The organism is Burkholderia sp. RF4-BP95 (assembly GCF_001521985.1).
Taxonomy (GTDB): Bacteria; Pseudomonadota; Gammaproteobacteria; order Burkholderiales; family Burkholderiaceae; genus Burkholderia; species Burkholderia diffusa.
The window spans coordinates 86,604-104,238 of the sequence record NZ_LOSX01000085.1 but is presented as its reverse complement, the minus strand read 5'-3'; the positions used below and the strand labels follow the sequence as shown (position 1 = coordinate 104,238).

At 66.7% G+C, this 17,635-nt stretch carries 16 protein-coding genes and 1 pseudogene; 11 read left to right on the top strand and 6 right to left on the bottom strand.

Annotated features, from left to right (window positions below):
• The 3 genes from WS46_RS35695 to WS46_RS35690 form a co-directional block, all read right to left on the bottom strand.
• Positions 1-173 (bottom strand): FAD-dependent oxidoreductase (locus WS46_RS35695; RefSeq protein WP_124631911.1); only part of this gene is annotated, 173 nt, incomplete at its 3' end.
• 34 nt (positions 174-207) lie between these two features.
• Positions 208-1,998, bottom strand: coding sequence for an acyl-CoA dehydrogenase (locus WS46_RS28450; protein WP_059692475.1), 1,791 nt, complete (start codon positions 1,996-1,998; stop codon positions 208-210).
• Positions 1,988-2,386 (bottom strand): hypothetical protein, encoded by a 399-nt coding sequence (locus WS46_RS35690; protein WP_156443199.1) that lies wholly within the window; start codon positions 2,384-2,386, stop codon positions 1,988-1,990. Before WS46_RS35690 ends, WS46_RS28450 begins: the two co-directional genes overlap by 11 nt.
• A 93-nt stretch (positions 2,387-2,479) precedes the next feature.
• Between WS46_RS35690 and WS46_RS34670 the strand changes: the two are divergent.
• The 3 genes and pseudogenes from WS46_RS34670 to pntB all read left to right on the top strand — a co-directional run.
• Positions 2,480-2,605, top strand: a pseudogene (locus tag WS46_RS34670) (dimethylsulfonioproprionate lyase family protein); the annotation flags it as partial.
• 434 nt (positions 2,606-3,039) lie between these two features.
• Positions 3,040-4,641 carry a Re/Si-specific NAD(P)(+) transhydrogenase subunit alpha gene (locus WS46_RS28440; RefSeq protein ID WP_059692473.1) on the top strand — a complete coding sequence of 534 codons (1,602 nt, stop codon included), beginning with the start codon at positions 3,040-3,042 and terminating at the stop codon, positions 4,639-4,641.
• A 13-nt stretch (positions 4,642-4,654) separates the two neighbouring features.
• A complete protein-coding gene (gene pntB / locus WS46_RS28435) occupies positions 4,655-6,070 on the top strand; it encodes a Re/Si-specific NAD(P)(+) transhydrogenase subunit beta (RefSeq protein WP_059692472.1) in 1,416 nt (471 codons plus the stop codon).
• A 216-nt stretch (positions 6,071-6,286) separates the two neighbouring features.
• On the opposite strand, the gene WS46_RS28430 is transcribed toward pntB, so the two are convergent.
• Positions 6,287-7,207, bottom strand: coding sequence for a LysR family transcriptional regulator (locus WS46_RS28430; protein WP_059692471.1), 921 nt, complete (start codon positions 7,205-7,207; stop codon positions 6,287-6,289).
• Between the two features lie 81 nt (positions 7,208-7,288).
• Between WS46_RS28430 and WS46_RS28425 the strand changes: the two genes are divergently transcribed.
• From WS46_RS28425 to WS46_RS28390, 8 genes are all read left to right on the top strand, one after another.
• On the top strand, positions 7,289-8,239 hold the full coding sequence (locus tag WS46_RS28425; RefSeq protein ID WP_059692470.1) for a ketopantoate reductase family protein: 951 nt from the start codon (positions 7,289-7,291) through the stop codon (positions 8,237-8,239).
• Positions 8,236-8,628, top strand: coding sequence for a VOC family protein (locus WS46_RS28420; RefSeq protein WP_044848449.1), 393 nt, complete (start codon positions 8,236-8,238; stop codon positions 8,626-8,628). The genes WS46_RS28425 and WS46_RS28420 overlap by 4 nt, the downstream gene beginning before the upstream one ends.
• 2 nt (positions 8,629-8,630) lie before the next feature.
• Positions 8,631-9,089 (top strand): MaoC family dehydratase, encoded by a 459-nt coding sequence (locus WS46_RS28415; protein ID WP_059692469.1) that lies wholly within the window; start codon positions 8,631-8,633, stop codon positions 9,087-9,089.
• A complete protein-coding gene (locus WS46_RS28410; protein ID WP_059692468.1) occupies positions 9,089-10,309 on the top strand; it encodes a CaiB/BaiF CoA-transferase family protein in 1,221 nt (406 codons plus the stop codon). Before WS46_RS28415 ends, WS46_RS28410 begins: the two co-directional genes overlap by 1 nt.
• Entirely contained in the window at positions 10,309-11,142 is an 834-nt protein-coding gene (gene aroE / locus WS46_RS28405) for a shikimate dehydrogenase (protein ID WP_059525931.1), read from the top strand. The genes WS46_RS28410 and aroE overlap by 1 nt, the downstream gene beginning before the upstream one ends.
• 19 nt (positions 11,143-11,161) lie before the next feature.
• A complete protein-coding gene (gene aroQ / locus WS46_RS28400) occupies positions 11,162-11,605 on the top strand; it encodes a type II 3-dehydroquinate dehydratase (RefSeq protein ID WP_059525932.1) in 444 nt (147 codons plus the stop codon).
• A gap of 207 nt (positions 11,606-11,812) precedes the next feature.
• Complete coding sequence (locus WS46_RS28395) at positions 11,813-13,240, top strand: MFS transporter (RefSeq protein ID WP_059692467.1); 1,428 nt, start codon at positions 11,813-11,815, stop codon at positions 13,238-13,240.
• 136 nt (positions 13,241-13,376) lie between these two features.
• Complete coding sequence (locus WS46_RS28390) at positions 13,377-14,609, top strand: MFS transporter (protein ID WP_059692483.1); 1,233 nt, start codon at positions 13,377-13,379, stop codon at positions 14,607-14,609.
• A 157-nt stretch (positions 14,610-14,766) separates the two neighbouring features.
• On the opposite strand, the gene WS46_RS28385 is transcribed toward WS46_RS28390, so the two are convergent.
• Both WS46_RS28385 and WS46_RS28380 read right to left on the bottom strand, forming a co-directional pair.
• Positions 14,767-15,927 carry an AraC family transcriptional regulator gene (locus tag WS46_RS28385; protein WP_059692466.1) on the bottom strand — a complete coding sequence of 387 codons (1,161 nt, stop codon included), beginning with the start codon at positions 15,925-15,927 and terminating at the stop codon, positions 14,767-14,769.
• On the bottom strand, positions 15,927-17,561 hold the full coding sequence (locus WS46_RS28380; RefSeq protein WP_059692482.1) for an AMP-binding protein: 1,635 nt from the start codon (positions 17,559-17,561) through the stop codon (positions 15,927-15,929). The genes WS46_RS28385 and WS46_RS28380 overlap by 1 nt, the downstream gene beginning before the upstream one ends.
• Between the last annotated feature and the right edge of the window lie 74 nt (positions 17,562-17,635).

The following is a 17,635-nucleotide window of genomic DNA, read 5'->3' as shown; positions in this document are numbered from 1 at the left end:
ATCTCGGAACCCTTCTCGAGCACGCACACGCCGATCTCGGTGCCTTTCTCGGCGGCCAGCTGCTTGAGCCGGATCGCCGCCGACAGCCCGGCGGGGCCGCCGCCGACGATCACGACGTCGTATTCCATCGATTCGCGCGGGCCGTATTGCGCGAGCAAGTCCTGTGTGGTCAAAATCCTGTCTCCTCCTGCGCCCCGACCGTTACGGTCAGAACTGGTCTTCCGTCAACGCGAGCACGCTCTCGTTGCCCTTCGCGCCGACGATCGACGCCTCGAGCCCGCCTGCCTGCACGAGGACGTGTTCCGCATAGCATTGTGCGATCGCGATCTTCGCATCGAAGAACGCCGTGTCGCTCGCGCGATTCGCGTGCGCCGCCAGCAGCGCGCGCGCCATCTGCCATCCGCACAACACCACGCCCGCCAGCTTCAGGTACGGCACGCTGCCCGCGAACACCGCGTTCGGGTCCTGCTTCACGTTCGCGACCACGTAGTCGACCACCGTCGACAGCGCGCGTGCGCCCTTCTCGAGCTGCGCCTTCATCGACGCGGCCGCCGCGCCGTCGACCTTGCCGAGCGCCGCGACGGTGTCGCCGATCTCCGCGATCAGCGCCTTCGCCACCGCACCGCCGTCGCGCATCGTCTTGCGGCCGACCAGGTCGTTCGCCTGGATCGCGGTCGTGCCTTCGTAGATCGCGAGGATCCGCGCATCGCGGTAGTACTGCGCGGCGCCGGTTTCCTCGATGAAGCCCATCCCGCCGTGCACCTGCACGCCGAGGCTCGCCACGTCGTTCACCATCTCCGTGCTCCAGCCCTTCACGACCGGCACCAGATATTCGTAGATTGCCTGATGACGCGTGCGCGTCGCCTCGTCCGAATGGCGGTGGGCAATGTCGCTGTGCGCCGCTGCGACATACGCGAGCGCCCGCGCGCCTTCGGTCAGCGCACGCATCGTGCCGAGCATGCGGCGCACGTCCGGGTGATGAATGATCGTCACCGACTGCTTGGCCGACCCGTCGACCGGGCGGCTCTGCACACGCTCCTTCGCGAATGCCGCGGCCTTCTGGTATGCGCGGTCGGCCACGCCGATCCCCTGCATCCCGACGCCGAAGCGCGCGGCGTTCATCATGATGAACATGTATTCGAGGCCGCGATTCTCCTCGCCGACCAGGTAGCCGATCGCGCCGCCGTGGTCGCCGTATTGCAGCACCGCGGTCGGGCTCGCCTTGATCCCGAGCTTGTGCTCGATCGACACGCAGTGCACGTCGTTGCGTGCGCCGAGCGTGCCGTCTTCGTTGACCAGGAACTTCGGCACGATGAACAGCGAAATGCCCTTCACGCCTTCCGGCGCGTTCGGCGTGCGCGCCAGCACCAGGTGGACGATGTTGTCCGCCATGTCGTGCTCGCCCCACGTGATGAAGATCTTCGTGCCGAATACCTTGTACGTGCCGTCGCCCTGCGGCTCGGCGCGCGAGCGCACCAGCGCCAGGTCCGAACCGGCCTGCGGTTCGGTCAGGTTCATCGTGCCGGTCCATTCGCCCGAGATCAGCTTCGGCACGTAGCGCTGCTTCTGTTCGTCGGTGCCGGCCGTCAGCAGCGCCTCGATCGCGCCGTCGGTGAGCAGCGGGCACAGCGCGAACGACAGGTTCGACGCGTTCAGCATCTCGATGCACGGCGTCGCGATCAGCTTCGGCAGCCCCTGGCCGTCGTATTCGGCCGGGTGCTGCAAGCCTTGCCAGCCGCCTTCGACGAACTGGCGGAACGCGGCGCCGAAGCCGGGCGTCGCCGTTACGACGCCGTCCTTCCAGCTGCTCGGGTTGCGGTCGCCCTCGACGTTCAGCGGCGCCAGCACTTCACCGCAGAATTTCGCGGATTCGTCGAGCACGGCCTGCGCGGTGTCGTAGCCGGCTTCCTCGAAGCCGGGCAACTGCGCGACGGTGTCGATGCCCGCGAGTTCCTTCAGCACGAACAGCATGTCCTTGACAGGGGCGTTATAGCTCATGGTCGATGTTCCAAATCAGGCGGTGAATGAGGCGCGCGGCCCGGGCGGCTGCGGCAAAACCGGCCAGCGCCAGGCGACGTCGTGAACCATCGTAATGCTGCGCCGACGGTTTTCCATTGTCATATCCGGCCCACATGGTGACAAAACCGGCCACGCGATGCGCGAGGCGATGGCGGAAACGGGCGTCCGGGCGGCGGGTTCGGATGCCGATTTCGGCACAAGCGATGCGCAATCGGCGTGCCGGCCGGACGGGTTGGCCGGCGAAGCCGCAGACCGGGTGTTGATAATGGAAAGTCGCCGAAGCTGCCTCGCGGCGGACGGCAACAACGGCGAGCACATGGCGGCCGGCGCCAAATCGGCCGTCCTTTTTCGCTGTCCGGGCCGGCACGTTTCTGCGTAGACTTTCGTGTCATCAAGCCATGCGAGCGCGGGAGCAGAGACCAGAATGAGTGAACGCCCGAAAGACATCGCGGATTTCGTCCGGCAACAAAACGGCGCGTGGTTCGATCCCGGGATCGGCGGCGGCATCCACAACGCGCCTGGCGCATTGCGTGCGATGCGGTCAGGCAACGCGCCGTTCCTCGCGATATGGTGTCTGCTGAATTGATCCGACGGATGCGCCTGCGACACCCAGCGCGCCATTGCCCTACCGGTCGGTCGGAATCGCCAATGGGGAGCCGGCCATGGGAACCCGCGCAGGAAGCCGGTTATGGGAAGCCCATGCAGCTCCGCCGCGCGGCAGCGCCGCACCGTGGCAGCGGTGGCCCGATCGCATCGTCAACATCCATTCGGCCGACGCGATTTCGCCCGCGCGTGGATAAAACGCAACAGAACATCGGAAGACGCGTTCGACGCATTTGTGCCCTCGATAGCCCCGTCGTTATGCGGCATACTTTATCCGCATTCAGCGAACGGTCGTTCTATTCTTGACGCGAACCCTCGCACGCGCCACTAAACACGCACATGATTCTGGTACCTTGACGCACCGGCCCGCGCGCTTCGCGATGGCCCTCACCGATCTATCACCCATCTTTCAACACTATGACATTACAGATTGGGATTCCTCTGGAGACAGCCACTCAGGAACGGCGCGTTGCGACCGTCCCCGAAGTGGTCGAGAAACTGATCAAGCTGGGTTTTACGGTGGCCGTCCAAAGCGGCGCCGGGGCCGGCGCGAACTTTGACGACGACGCGTACCGCGCGGCCGGTGCGAGCATCGCCGCCAGCGCCGGCGAGCTCTGGTCCGGCAGCGACATCGTGTTCAAGGTCCGCCCGCCGAGCGCCGACGAAGTCGCGCTGATGCGCGAGGGTGGCACGCTGATCGGCTTCGTGTGGCCCGCGCAGAACCCCGAGCTGATGCAGCAACTGGCCGCGAAGCGCGCCACGGTGCTCGCGATCGATTCGCTGCCGCGCACGCTGTCGCGCGCGCAGAAGATGGACGCGCTCACGTCGATGGCCGGCATCAGCGGCTATCGCGCGGTGATCGAGGCCGCGCATGCGTTCGGCCGCTTCCTGAACGGCCAGGTCACGGCAGCCGGCAAGATCCCGCCGGCCAAGGTGTTCATCGCCGGCGCCGGCGTGGCCGGTCTGGCCGCGATCGGCACGGCCGCGAGTCTCGGCGCAATCGTGCGCGCGAACGACACGCGCGCCGAGGTGGCCGACCAGGTCAAGTCGCTGGGTGGCGAGTTCGTCAAGGTCGACTACGAAGAGGAAGGCTCGGGCGGCGGCGGCTACGCGAAGGTGATGAGCGAAGGCTTCCAGCAGGCGCAACGCGCGATGTACGCGCAGCAGGCCAAGGACGCCGACATCATCATCACCACCGCGCTGATCCCCGGCAAGCCGGCGCCGAAGCTCATCACCGCCGAGATGGTGCAGTCGATGAAGCCCGGCAGCGTGATCGTCGACATGGCCGCCGAGCAGGGCGGCAACTGCGAGCTCACGGTGCCCGGCGAGGCGGTCGTGCGCCACGGCGTGACGATCGTCGGCTATACCGATCTCGCATCGCGCCTGTCGCGGCAGTCGTCCACGTTGTATGCAACGAACCTGCTGCGCGTCATCGAGGAGCTGTGCAAGGCCAAGGACGGCACGATCAACGTCGACTTCGACGACGATGCGATCCGCGGCCTCACCGTGATCAAGGAAGGCAACGTCACCTGGCCGCCGCCGCCGATCAAGCAGGCGGCCGTCGCGCCCAAGCCCCCGGCAGCCGCCCCCGCGGCGGCCGCGCCGGCGAAGTCGAAAGGCCACGGCCACAGCGGCGAGCCGATGTCGGCCAAGGCGCTCGCGATCGTGTTCGCGATCGGCGCGCTGGCGTTCCTGCTGGTCGGCCAGTTCGCGCCGTCCAGCTTCCTGTCGCATTTCACGGTGTTCGTGCTCGCGTGCTTCGTCGGCTACATGGTGATCTGGAACGTCACGCCGTCGCTGCACACGCCGCTGATGAGCGTGACCAACGCGATCTCGTCGATCATCGCGATCGGCGCGCTCGTGCAGGTCGCGCCGCCGCTGGGCGAACTGGCCAATGCCGGCGACCGCCCGTCCGGGCTGATCCTGGGCCTGGCGGTGGGCGCGCTCACGCTCACGGCCGTCAACATGTTCGGCGGCTTCGCGGTCACGCGCCGCATGCTGGCGATGTTCCGCAAATAAGGGGACGACAACAATGACTTCCAACCTGACTACCGTCTCCTATATCGGCGCCGCGATCCTGTTCATCCTCAGCCTCGGCGGGCTGGCCAATCCCGAGACCGCGCGCCGCGGCAACCTGCTCGGCATGATCGGGATGCTGATCGCCGTGCTGGCCACCGTCGCCGGTCCGCGCGTGTCGGCCGCGGGCATTCCGTACGTGATCGCGGCGCTCGTCGTCGGCGGCGCCGTCGGCCTGTACGCCGCGAAGAAGGTGCAGATGACGCAGATGCCGGAACTGGTCGCGCTGATGCACAGCCTGGTCGGCCTCGCGGCCTGCCTGGTCGGTTTCGCGAGCTATATCGACACGTCGCTGCAGTTCACCGGTGCCGAGAAGGCGATCCACGAAGTGGAAATTTATGTCGGCATCCTGATCGGTGCCATCACCTTCGCGGGCTCGATCATCGCGTTCGGCAAGCTGTCGGGCAAGATCGGCGGCAAGCCGCTGCTGCTGCCCGCACGGCACTGGCTGAACCTGGCCGCGCTGCTGATCGTGATCTACTACGGCCGCGCGTTCCTGCATGCGGAAACGATCCAGGACGGCATGCTGCCGCTCGTCGTGATGACGGTGATCTCGCTGCTGTTCGGCGTGCACATGGTGATGGCGATCGGCGGCGCGGACATGCCGGTCGTGGTGTCGATGCTCAACAGCTACTCGGGTTGGGCGGCGGCGGCCACCGGCTTCATGCTCGGCAACGACCTGCTGATCGTGATCGGCGCGCTGGTGGGCTCGTCCGGTGCGATCCTGTCGTACATCATGTGCCGCGCGATGAACCGCAACTTCATCAGCGTGATCGCGGGCGGCTTCGGCAGCGGCGCGGGCGCACCGGCGGCAGCCGGCGGCGGCGCGGCACAGCCGGCCGGCGAGGCGGTCGCGGTGAGCGCGGCGGAGACGGCCGAGCTGCTGCGCGAGGCCAAGCGCGTGATCATCGTACCCGGCTATGGGATGGCTGTCGCACAGGCCCAGCACACGGTGTTCGAACTGACGAAGCTGCTGCGCGAAAAGGGCGTCGACGTGCGTTTCGCGATCCACCCGGTCGCGGGCCGCATGCCGGGGCACATGAACGTGCTGCTGGCCGAAGCGAAGGTGCCGTACGACATCGTGCTGGAAATGGACGAGATCAACGGCGACTTCCCCGAGGCCGACGTGTCGATGGTGATCGGCGCGAACGACATCGTGAACCCGGCGGCGCAGGACGACCCGTCGAGCCCGATCGCCGGCATGCCGGTGCTGGAAGTGTGGAAGGCGAAGACGTCGATCGTGATGAAGCGCAGCATGGCTTCGGGCTATGCGGGCGTCGACAATCCGCTGTTCTACAAGGACAACAACCGCATGTTGTTCGGCGATGCGAAGTCCATGCTCAATGAGATCTTCGGTGCACTGAAAGCCTGAGTACGGCCACGCGCGCGGAGCGGGCAGCACGCCGCTCCGGCGCCGCGTGGCCTCGATACGCCGTCACGGACGCCGAAACCGGACGACGCGCAGCCTCCCCCCTCCTGCCCTTTTCCCGTTGCGCCGGTTTGGTCACCGCTTGTGGACGACGGAGTCGAGCACGAAACTGGTCGTCATGTCTTGCACGCCGTCCAGCGCGAACGCCAAATCCGCAGATCAATGCGACGCGCCGAACAGTTGAATCACGACGCCGCGCAGCCACCGGTTGCCCGCCTCGTGGTGATATCGCGCATGCCAATGCTGCCGCACCGCAAACCCGTCGACCGGGATCGGGCACGCATGAACCGCCAGATCGTTCGCCTGAGCCAGTGTCTGGCCGATATGACGGGGTAGCGTCGTGATCAGGTCGGTCGTCTGGACGATCGCCCCCAAACCCAGAAAACCCGGCAACTCCAGCACCACGTCGCGCTCGATGCGCGCCTGCCGCAGCGCCTGTTCGAGGAGCTGCGCGCCCGTTCCCGCCGTAATGGCGACATGCCCTTCCGAACGATACTGCTTTGCCCCGAGGCGACCGCGAATCCTCGGGTGATGCCGATTGGCCAGACAGACCCAGTCCTGGTCGTACAGCTTCTGCTGATAAATGCCGCCGCCTAGCCACGGCACATATCCGATCGCAAGATCGGCTTCGCCGGATTCGAGCGCGCGCTCCGTATTGCCGTCGATCCGTGCGGCTTCCAGCCGGACGCCGGGCGCCTGCGCGCGGACATGGGCCAGCAGCCGCGGAAGCAGCGTGATGTGGCTCGCGTCGGTCATGCAGATGCGAAACCGTCGCTGGGCCGTCGCGGGATCGAACGCGATCTCCCAAGCCGTGAAGCGCCGCAGGGATTCGAGAATTTCCCGGCAAGGCCCGATCAGCGCGTCGGCTTGCGGTGTCGGCGCCATGCCGCCGGGCGTCCGGATGAAGAGCGGATCGTGCAGGTGTTCCCGCAAGTGCCCGAGCCAGATGCTGACCGTCGGCTGGCTCTGGCCCAGTTGCTCTGCGACGCGCGTGACGCTGCGCACGTCGTACAGGAGATCGAAAAGCTGAAGCAGCTTCAGGTCGGGCAGGTCGGCAGGCATCGTGGCGTTATTGTCCATGGCAATGACGCCATTGTATCCATTGCATTGTCGGCATGAGCGGCGACTCCTATCGTGATGCCATACGTCAAGGAGACACCATTGAAAATAGCAATTCTGGGCGCGGGCGCACTGGGCTGCGCGATCGGCGCCACCCTTACCCAAGGCGGCCACGAGACCTGGCTGATCGACCGCTCGCCGGCACACGTCGATGCGATGCGCCGTGACGGCCTGCGCGTCGACGACGCGGCCGGCACCCGCCACGTACGCGTCCACGCGACGACCCAGGCTGCCGATGTCGGCGTGGCCGACCTGGTGGTGGTGCTGGTCAAGTCGTTCCATACCGATGCGGCCATCCGCGGCGCCCAATCGCTGGTGGGGCCGGATACCACGGTGCTGTCGCTGCAGAACGGCCTCGGGCACGAGGACATCCTGATCGACGTCGTCGGCCGCGAGCGCGTCCTCGCGGGCAAGACCTACGTCGGCGGCGTGCTGCGCGGCGCGGGTCATATCGAATCCGGCGTGATCGGCAAGTACACGTATATCGGTGAACTCGACGGCCGCATCACACCGCGCGTAGAGGCGATCGCCGCGGCGTTCGATGCCGCCGGCCTCGCCACGACGATCAGCGACAACATCGTCGGCACGATGTGGGACAAGCTGCTGGTGAACGTCGCGACCGGCGCGCTGACGGGGCTGACCGGCCTCACCTACGGGCAGCTGTACGACGAGCCGCTGCTGAAGGCGACGTCGCTCGCGGCCGTGGCCGAGGCAATCGCGGCGGCGCAGGCAGCCGGCGTCAAGCTGTCGATGACCGATCCCGAACAGGCCTGGACGCTCGCCGCCGAGGGGCTGCCCGCGTCCTTCAAGACGTCGATGCTGCAAAGCCTGGAGAAGGGCTCGATCACCGAGATCGACTTCATCAACGGTTCGGTCGTGCGCTGGGGGCAGCGCTACGGCGTACCGACCCCGGTCAATGCGACGCTCGTCGCCTGCATCAAGGGACTGGAACGCGCGATGGCCGACCGCCAACGGCAGGAGGCCGCCGCATGAATGCCACGAAAGCCTATCTCGAACACGTTGCGATCTGGGTGAAGGACATCCGCTGGCACATCCGCTTCTTCGAGGACGTGCTCGGCATGACCCTGCGCGAAGTGGACGGCACGCTCGACGCGCCGCGGCAGTACTGGACGCTCGGCGGCCTGCAGTTCATCCACGCGCCGGAACACGATGGTCCGGAAGGCCGGCTCGCCCATCTCGGCGTGATGTGCGAAGACCTGGAAGCCGCGCTGGCCGCGGCGCAACGGTTCGGTGTGACGGAGATGCCGCAAGGGCGCAACTGGCTGCGCCTGCCCGACGGGCTTGCCGTCGAACTGATCCAGGCGAGGCCGGCTTCGTGCGTCGCGCAGGCGCTGGCCATCAACCCGCGCGCGGAGGCGTGACCATGACGATCGTCGAGAAATACTGGGACGACGCCCGCGAGGGCGACACGTGCACGAGCCCGAGCTACACCGTGACGAAGGAGCGCATTCTCGCGTACGCCGACCTCACCGGCGACCATACGCCCGTCCACGTGGACGAGGAATACGCGAACGCGAGCCATTTCGGCTGCCTCGTCGCGCACGGGCTGTTCGGCTTGTCCATCGCCGACGGCCTGAAGACACAGAGCGACTATCGCTTTCTGCCGGGCATGTCGCTCGGCTGGACGTGGGATTTTCTGCTGCCGATCAAGGTCGGCGACGTGCTGCACGTGAAGTTCCGCGTCGGCTCGATGCGGGCCAGCAAGAGTCGCCCGGGATGGGGCATCGTCGTGCTGCCGTCGGAGCTGATCAATCAGGACGGTCAGGTCGTTCAACACGGCGAACATCGTCTGATGGTACCGCGCCGCCCGGAGGCACTGTGATGCAGGCTCGCCCACTCGAAGGCATTCGCGTCGTCGACTACAGCCACTTCCTCGCCGGGCCGTATGTCGGGCGCTGTCTCGCGGCGCTCGGCGCCGAAGTCATCAAGGTCGAGCGTCCCGGATCGGGCGACGCCGGACGCCAGCATGCGACCGTGCTCGACGATCAGCAAAGCGGCTACTTCCTGCAGCTCAATATGGGCAAGCGCGGCGTGAGCGTCAACATGAAGGACGCGCGCGGCAAGGCATTCATGCAGCGCCTGTGCGACTCCGCCGACGTGTTCATCGAGAACTATCGGCCGGGCGCGCTGGACAAGCTCGGGCTCGGCTATGCCGAACTGTCGGCGCGCAATCCGGGCCTCGTCTACTGTTCGATTTCGGCGTACGGGCATACCGGCCCCGATGCGCATCGCGCGGGCTTCGGGCTGATCGCGGAAGCCAAGAGCGGAATCATGCAGATGGTGGGCACGCCGGGCGAGCGGCCGCCGCTGCTGCGCATCTCGCTCGGCGACATGTACACCGGCATTCATGCGGTCGCGGCCATCAACGCCGCGCTGCTGGGGCGCGTGAAGAGCGGCCGCGGACAACACGTCGACATGGCGCTGTACGACACGCTGGTATCGATGCACGAATATGCGGTGCAGTGCTACACGCTGCAGGGCGTGCTGCCCGAGCAGACCGGGCACGACATGCCGACCTCGACGCTGTACGGCGTATTCCGTGCCGCGGACGGCGATCTCGTGATTGCCGCGCAAGTCGACGACGCGTGGAAACGCTTCGCAGAACTTATCGCGACGCACGGCGGCCCGGCGGATTTCGGCGCCGACACGCGGTTTCACGACAGCACCGGACGCAACGCGCATCGCGCGGAGATCCTGTCGGTGGTCGAGCCGTGGGTGGCCGCGCGTTCCGTCGCGTCGGTGCTCGAACTGCTGGACGGCATCGACGTTCCGTGCGCGAAGGTGCAGCGCATCGACGAGGTATTGAACGATCCGCAGATCCAGGCAAGAGGCATGGTCGTCGAGCAACAGCATCCGCGCTACGGCACGCTGCGCCTGCCCAACCTGCCGTTCCGGTTTTCCGATTGCGATACGACGATTCGCGACGTCGCGCCCGATCTCGGGCAGCACAACGCGGAAGTCGCGCGCGCCCTCGGATTCGATCCGGCCGAAATCGACGCGATGCAGGCCGACGGCGTCCTTTATTCAAAAGCGAGCCAATGATGACCGACCAATACGCGGTGATCGGCAATCCGATCGGACACACGAAATCCCCGCTGATTCACGGCCTCTTCGCGCAGGAGACGCGGCAGGACATCAGCTATACGGCCATCGAGGGGCCCGTCGAGCCGGCAGGTGCTTTCGCTGCCGCGGTTCGTGCGTTTTTCGAGGGCGGCGGCAAGGGCATCAACGTCACGGCGCCGTTCAAGCTCGACGCGTTCGCAATGTCGGACGAACGCAGCGAGCGGGCGCAGCTCGCGGGCGCGGCCAACGCGCTCAAGTTCGACGGCGGCCGCATCCTGGCCGACAACTTCGACGGCATCGGCCTGGTTCGCGATATCGAAACGAACCTCAATCTGCCGATGGCCGGCAAGCGTGTCCTGGTGCTCGGTGCAGGCGGCGCCGCGCGCGGCGCGCTGTTGCCGTTCCTCGAAGCCGGACCGGCCGAACTGGTCATCGCGAATCGCGACGTCGACAAGGCGCGCGCATTGGTCGCGCAGGTTGCCGGACGCGGTCCGCTCGTTGCCGGCGGCTACGCAGACCTCGCACGAATGGGGCGTTTCGACGTGGTCGTCAATGCGACGTCGGCCAGCCTGACCGGCGACCTGCCGCCGGTCCCGCCGAGCGTGTTCAGTCCGACCGGCACGGCCTACGAACTTGCCTACGGCAAGCGTCTGACGCCGTTTCTCCGGCTCGCGAAAAACGCAGGCGTACACGGAATTGCGGACGGCGTCGGCATGCTGGTCGAACAGGCGGCCGAAGCGTTCGCGTGGTGGCGCGGCGTGCGTCCCGAGACCAGTTCCGTGATCGATCGGCTGGCCGTGCCCTTTGATTGAACACGCAATGGAGATTCGCATGAAGAAGATCCTGATGCTGCACGGCATCAATCACAACATGTTCGGCAAGCGCGACCCGGCGCAGTACGGGACGATCACGCTCGCGCAGATCGACGCACAACTGCAGGCGCTGGCGGAGGAACTCGGCGTACAGGTGGACACGTTCCAGACGAACAGCGAAGGCGCGATGTGCGAGCGCATTCATCGCGCCTTCGAGGAAGGCCAGGATGCGGTGCTGATCAACGCGGGCGCATGGACGCACTACAGCTACGGCATTCGCGATGCCCTTGCCATCCTCACGTGCCCGATCGTCGAACTGCACATGTCCAACATTCATGCACGCGAGCCGTTCCGGCATCACTCCGTCTTCGCCGAGATCGTCAGCGGGCAGATTTGCGGTTTCGGTGTCCAAAGCTATCTGCTGGCGCTGCGGGCCGCGGTCTCGGCGCTCGGCGAGGCATAAGCCGATGCCCGCATCGGCTGCCGATGCGGGCCCGACGCACATGCGCAGCCGTGCCCGCGTGCACGGCATTGCGCACCGCGGTTGTTCGCCGTGCGTCGTATCGATGGGCCTCGGTCAGGTCACACAACGGAGTCGAAACATCGGGCAGTGACGACTCCCCGCATCACCCGCGTTGCCCGGCACACATATCAATATCTGGAGACGACGATGACCACGACCTTGCGAGACGAGCCCCGCGGCAGGCACCAATCGAGAAAAGCCGCCTTCAGCGGCTGGATCGGCTCGGTGCTCGAATACTACGATTTCTTCATCTACGCCACGGCATCGGCGCTGATCTTCCCGCAGATATTCTTTCCGCACGGCAGCCCCACGACCGCCATCATCGCGTCGCTGGCCACTTACGGTGTCGGCTACGTGTCGCGCCCGATCGGCGCGTTCGTGCTGGGCCATCTCGGCGATACGCGCGGACGAAAAACCGTCCTGCTGTTCTGCATGTTCCTGATGGGCATCTCGACCGTCGGCGTCGGCCTGCTGCCGACCTATCAGCAAGCCGGGCTGCTCGCGCCGGCCTTGCTGGTGACGCTTCGCCTGCTGCAGGGTTTCGCCGTGGCCGGTGAGATCACCGGCGCGAGCTCGATGATCCTGGAGCATGCGCCGTTCGGCCGGCGCGGATACTTCGTCAGCTTCACGCTGCAGGGTGTGCAGGCCGGGCAAGTGCTGGCCGCCGCCGTGTTCCTGCCGCTCGCCTACTACATGCCGTCCGCGCAATTCGACAGCTGGGGCTGGCGCATTCCGTTCCTGCTGAGTGCGCTGGTCATCGTCGCGGGCTTGATCATTCGCCGCCAGGTCGACGAGTCGCCGGCCTTCGATGAAGCGGTACGCAACCGTTCGCAAGCCGGCTCGCCCGTCGCCGACGCTTTCCGGCACCACTTTCCCGACATGGTGCGCGTTGCCTGCATGTCGATGATGAACGTGATTCCGGTCGTCGCCACGATCTTCGGCGCAGCCTATGCGGTCCAGCCGGCGTATGGCATCGGCTTCCAGAAAGACATCTATCTCTGGATCACGGTGGTGGGCAATATCGTTGCGATGATCGTGATTCCGTTCGTCGGCAACCTGTCCGACAAGGTCGGACGCCGGCCGCCGATCATCGTCGGCGCGCTGGCGGCCGGCCTGCTCGCGTTCGCCTACCTGTATGCGATCAGCATCCGCAACGTGCCGCTCGCATTCGCAATGTCGATGCTCATGTGGGGGGTGGTGTACCAAGGCTACAACGCGGTATTTCCCTCCTTTTACCCGGAACTCTTCCCGACCCGCACGCGCGTCTCGGCGATGGCGATCGCGCAGAACCTCGGCACCGCGGCCACGGCGATGCTGCCCGCGCTGTTCACGGCGGTCGCGCCGCCCGGCGCGCACCACGTCTGGCTGATCGTCGGTGGGATCGCGTTCGGCATCACCGTGATTGCGTCGCTCGCAGCCGCGAGCGCACGCGAGACCCATCGTGTCCATATGAACGACCTGGGGCAAGCGAACGCTCGACCGGTCGACAAGGCAGAATACGACCGGCTGCGCGTCGCTGCGATGGCGCGCCATCGCATCGTGCCCGGGCACGTGCCGGAATCCCTGGGCAGCTAGCCGGCGCTCGACGGGGCGTCGCGGTCGGCGCCCCTTCCGCCGGGCATTGCCGGCTTGCTGCCCCACCCTCACCGGCAGAGCGAACTTGCGTTGCCGCTGTCTTCACCCGATGCCCGATACCGCACCGAAAACCGTCATGCCGGACACCACGCGCCCTGCTCGCCTGAACTTCGCGCTCATGTTGCCGCTTCTGCTGGCGGCCCAGCCGGTGGCGACCGACAGTTACCTGCCGGCGCTGCCTGAAATCGCCGCGACGCTGGGGTCCGCCAGCGTCAGCCTCACGGTTTTCGCATTGATATTCGGTATCGGCCAATTGCCGATGGGCAGTCTTTCCGACCGATACGGCCGCCGCCCCGTGTTGCTGAGCGGCCTTGCGCTCTATGCGCTGGCCGCGCTCGCGGCGGCGCTCGCGTCGAGCGCAGCGATGCTGGTCGCCGCTCGCGCGATGCAGGGCTTTGCCATGGCCGCGATCCTGGTATGCGCGCGCGCGACGGTGCGCGACCGGTATTCGGCGGCCGAGGGTCCGTACGTGATGGCGCGCGGTTTCATGGGCATGGGGATGATGGCGTTCTTCGCGCCGATTCTCGGTGCGTATGTCACGCAGCAGGCCGGATGGCGATGGGTGCTCGGAGGGATGAGCCTGTATGCGTTCGGGCTGCTCGTCATGTGCTGGTACGGCTTCGAGGAAAGTTTCTCCCGAATCGCGTCGAGCCGTGGCTCGACCCGGGACGTGCGCGAAATATTCGGCAATGCGACGTTCAGGGTCTGGGCGCTGCTGGCCGCGTCGACGTACACCGGCATGTTCTGCTTCCTATTGCTGTCTCCCGCAATCTACATCCGGTATCTCGGCCTGTCGCCGCAGCGGTATGGCTGGATACCCGCGAGCGGTACGCTCGTCTATGTGCTGAGCACGTATGGGTGCCGCCTGCTGCTGCGACGTCAAAGCATGCTGCGAACGGTGCGACAAGGTGCAACGTTGAGCCTATCCGGCGCGGTGATTCAGGCGTTGGGCTGTGCGCTGCTTCCCGGCAGCATCTGGCCGCTGCTCGTGGGGCATGGCGTGTATTGCCTCGGCCACGGAATCCATCAGCCATGCGGGCAGGCAGGGGCTGTCAGCAGCCTGCCTCATCTTGCGGGCCGCGCGGTATCCTGGTCCGGCTTCATCATGATGTTCTTCGCTTTCAGCGTGGGACAGACGGCAGCGGTTTTCACCGATCCGCGCTATCAACTGGGCGCGTGGCCGATGGTGGTGCCGATGCTCGTCGTCGGCGTGACGCTGGTGACGATCGCGTTTTTCTGGCTGCCGAAAATCCTCCACACGACGTCGGCCGTCAGGCAATCCGGCGCATCGGCGAGTTCAAGCAACTGACCGGGCCGCGGTGCTGGCGTATGAAGCGCGAGGCCGACGCGCTCGCCCTGCCCGTCGAATTCGTGACGGCGAACGACGCGCGATGACGGGAGCCGTCCATGGGAGCGCACGAAGGATGCCGGTTATGGGAGCGGGTTCGAATGCACCGCGCGACGCGCTACGCGCGCCGCCGGTAAGTGCCCGGCGTGCTGCCCGTCCAGTGGCGGAACGCGCGATGGAACGCGCTCGGATCGTCGAAGCCGATATCGGCGCCGATCGCCGCGATGGTGTCGAGCGTGTCGGTGAGCCGCTGGATCGCGATGTCGCGTCGCAGTTCATCCTTGAGCGCCTGAAACGTCGTGCCTTCCGAGGCCAGATGGCGGCTCAGCGTGCGCACCGAACAATGCAGATGCTCGGCCGCCTGGTCGATCACCGGCAGGTCGGGCAGCGCCCCCGACAGATACTGCCGCACGCGATGACAGACGAGCTGCTCGCTGAACGATTCGAAGATCCAGTCGCCGGGCGCGCGCGCGAGGAACTTGCGCAGGTTGCGCTTGCTTTGCCGGATCGGTGCGTCGAGGTAGTCGGCGCTGAAGCGCATCAACGTGCGTTCGCAGTCGAACTGCACGGAGCCGGTGAAGAAGTACAGATGCTCGACCGCATGGCGCGGGCGCGGGCACGCGAACTCGATCTTCAGCAACGGGATCTTCTGCCCGATCAGCCAGGAACACACGCCGTGCACGAGCTTGAGCATCAATTCCTGGCCGAGTGCGCCGATCGGGCCGACGACCGGGTTCGGCCGCAGCAGCACCTGCGCGACCAGACCGTCGCGCTTCGATTCGACGAAGAAGTCGTCGAGCAGGATATGGAAGAACTGGCCGAAACGATACAGCGCCGTTTCGAGGTTGCGCGCATCGAGCAGGCTCAGGCACAGGTACTTCAGCGTGCCGCCGCGCAGCGGGCGCGAGAAGATGCCGGGCATCTCGTCGTCGAGGTCGATCGCGAGCGTGCGGTACAGCGTCGAGAACTGCTCTTCCGTCACGCGCGCATGCGGCTCGCCGAGCAGCTCGAGCGGAATGCCGGCACCGCGCAGGTAGCGTTCGACCACGTCGCGCTGCGCGCCCGCACTTGCCAGGAAACCATTGACGAGCGAGATCGGCACCGTCGCGCTCGGCGACGGCAGCGCACGCCCGGGTTGGGCGGAAGGTGAGTCTGAGCCGGTCATCGCGTCCCCGTCGGTCGAACCGCTCGCATTGTACTTGAGCGGCCCGGACCGGGCCTTCGGGGCTTGCGGCGTGCCGGCCCGCGCGCCGTCGGGCGCGCGGCGCTTCGGCGCCATCAGTCGGCGCGGCTGAGTTCCCGGCGCAGGATCTTGCCGACCGTCGACTTCGGCAGCCGGTCGACCAGGCGGATCAGCTTCGGCACCTTGTAGCCCGCGAGGTTCATGCGGCAGTGCGCGACGATCTCCGCTTCCGTTACGACCGCGTCCGGCGCGAGCACCACGAACAGCTTGACGGCCTCGCCCGTGCGCTCGTCCGGCACGCCGATGCACGCGCATTCGGCCACGCCCGGCAGCGAGGTGGCCGCGGCTTCCACCTCGTTCGGATACACGTTGAAGCCCGACACGATGATCATGTCCTTCTTGCGATCGACGATCTTCAGGAAGCCGGCCGCGTCGAACACGCCGATGTCGCCGGTGCGGAAGTAGCCGTCCGCGGTGAACGCGGCCGCATTCGCGTCCGGCTTGCGCCAGTAGCCGCCCATCACCTGCGGCCCCTGCACGCAGATCTCGCCCGCCTCGCCGATCCCGACCTCACGATCCTGGTCGTCCAGCAGCTTCACGTCGGTCGACGGCAGCGGCAGGCCCGTCGTGCCGGTGAACGCGTCGATCGACTGCGGATTGAACGTGACCACCGGCGACGTTTCCGACAGCCCGTAGCCTTCGCGGATGAAGTTGCCCGTCACCGCCTTCCAGCGCGCGGAGATCACGTCGATCACCGCCGCGCCGCCGCCGGCCGACAGCTTCAGCCGCGACCAGTCGACTTCCTTCAGCCGCGGATGGCCCGCGAGCCCCGCATACAGCGTGTTGACGCCGACGAACACGGACGGCCGCGCGGCCTTCAGCACGTCGATGAAGCCATCCATGTCGCGCGGGTTCGCGACGAGCCAGTTTTCCGCGCCGATCGCGAAGTAGGACAGGAAATTCACCGTCAGCGCGAAGATGTGATACAGCGGGATCGCCGTGACGACGACCTCCTCGCCCGGCTCGCGCGCGGCCGGCACGATCGCCGCGAACTGCTCGATGTTCGCGACCAGGTTGCGGTGCGACAGCGCGGCGCCCTTCGACAGCCCGGTCGTGCCGCCCGTGTATTGCAGCAGCAGCAGATCGGCACCGCCCAGCGCGACCGGCTCGAAGGCGAGCGATTCGCCGGCGGCGATCGCGCCCGCGAGCGGGATCGAGCCGGGCGGCAGCGCGTCGCACGCGCCGGCCGGCGCATCGACAACGCCGAGATCCCCGCGCCCCACGCTCAGCACGGTTCGCATGCGCGTCTTGCCGACCACGTCGGCGAACGTGCCCATCGATCCGCCGCACACCACGGCCACTTCGACGCCGGCGTCGTTGAGCTGATGCTCGAGCTCGTGCGCGGTGTAGAACGGGTTCACGTTGACCTGGATCGCGCCGAGCCGCGCAACCGCGACCGTCACCACCGGAAACGCGAGCACGTTGGGCAGCATCACGGCCACGCGGTCGCCCTTGCGCACACCCACGACCTGTTGCAGGTAGGCGGCGAGCGCGGCCGACAGGCGGTCGACGTCGGCGTAGGTCAGCGTGCGGCCGAACGCGCGGAATGCGGGGCGATCGGCGAAGCGGCGCATCGCTTCGTCCAGCAGCGCGGTTACGGAAGGATGGCGATCGGCATCGATCTCGGCGGGGATCGAGCCGTACGACCCGATCCAGTGTCTCTTCGTCATGTCCTGCTCCTCGGGGGACGGCGCCGGGCAGCGCCGTTCGCACGGCAGCCCGCGCACCGGATGCGCATGGGCCG

Bases quoted from the DNA above. Each gene is read 5' to 3' on its own strand.
- WS46_RS28450 (WP_059692475.1), bottom strand. From the start codon at position 1,998: ATGAGCTATAACGCCCCTGTCAAGGACATGCTGTTCGTGCTGAAGGAA.
- WS46_RS28440 (WP_059692473.1), top strand. From the start codon at position 3,040: ATGACATTACAGATTGGGATTCCTCTGGAGACAGCCACTCAGGAACGG.
- pntB (WP_059692472.1), top strand. From the start codon at position 4,655: ATGACTTCCAACCTGACTACCGTCTCCTATATCGGCGCCGCGATCCTG.
- WS46_RS28430 (WP_059692471.1), bottom strand. From the start codon at position 7,207: ATGGACAATAACGCCACGATGCCTGCCGACCTGCCCGACCTGAAGCTG.
- WS46_RS28420 (WP_044848449.1), top strand. From the start codon at position 8,236: ATGAATGCCACGAAAGCCTATCTCGAACACGTTGCGATCTGGGTGAAG.
- WS46_RS28415 (WP_059692469.1), top strand. From the start codon at position 8,631: ATGACGATCGTCGAGAAATACTGGGACGACGCCCGCGAGGGCGACACG.
- WS46_RS28410 (WP_059692468.1), top strand. From the start codon at position 9,089: ATGCAGGCTCGCCCACTCGAAGGCATTCGCGTCGTCGACTACAGCCAC.
- aroE (WP_059525931.1), top strand. From the start codon at position 10,309: ATGACCGACCAATACGCGGTGATCGGCAATCCGATCGGACACACGAAA.
- aroQ (WP_059525932.1), top strand. From the start codon at position 11,162: ATGAAGAAGATCCTGATGCTGCACGGCATCAATCACAACATGTTCGGC.
- WS46_RS28395 (WP_059692467.1), top strand. From the start codon at position 11,813: ATGACCACGACCTTGCGAGACGAGCCCCGCGGCAGGCACCAATCGAGA.
- WS46_RS28390 (WP_059692483.1), top strand. From the start codon at position 13,377: ATGCCGGACACCACGCGCCCTGCTCGCCTGAACTTCGCGCTCATGTTG.
- WS46_RS28385 (WP_059692466.1), bottom strand. From the start codon at position 15,927: ATGGCGCCGAAGCGCCGCGCGCCCGACGGCGCGCGGGCCGGCACGCCG.
- WS46_RS28380 (WP_059692482.1), bottom strand. From the start codon at position 17,561: ATGACGAAGAGACACTGGATCGGGTCGTACGGCTCGATCCCCGCCGAG.